At 57.3% G+C, this 503-nt stretch carries 1 protein-coding gene; it reads right to left on the reverse strand.

The genetic code is table 11. The features are described 5' to 3' along the window. On the reverse strand, positions 1-503 hold a 503-nt coding region (locus DX908_RS16105), incomplete at both ends, for a peptidase dimerization domain-containing protein (RefSeq protein WP_158548886.1).

Raw genomic sequence — 503 nt, forward strand, 5'->3', positions numbered from 1 at the left:
AATCTGGGCTTCAGGAAAAACTTCGACAAGATCCGAAATGAACGGAATAGAGCCGCCAATTCCAGTCTCAAGCGGTTCGTTTCCCCACGCCTCGCGCATGGCTGACTTCACGACGTCTACAGCCCACCCGCTCGTATCGACGAGGAAAGGGCTACCCGTGTCGACGTCGGAAATTTCGAGATGCGCACCGAAGGGCGCGTGGGATTCGAGGTGGCTGCGAAGCGCTTCGAACGCGTCATCCGCATCCTGTCCAGGGGCAATTCGTGCACTCACCTTGACTGTGACAGTGGGCACCAACGTGTTTGACGCGTTCTGGACGCTAGGCGCATCGATCCCGGTAACAGTGATGGTCGGCTTGTCCCACAATCGACTCAGCACACTTCCCGAACCCACTGAGGTGACGCCCTCAAGCAACCCTGCCTCGTGACGAAGTTTTTCTTCACTGAACTCCGGAGTCTCGGATTCACGACTCGTCAACCCCTGAACAGCGACAGCACCGTTCT

Origin of the sequence: Parvularcula marina, assembly GCF_003399445.1 — a bacterium.
GTDB classification, from domain to species: Bacteria; Pseudomonadota; Alphaproteobacteria; order Caulobacterales; family Parvularculaceae; genus Parvularcula; species Parvularcula marina.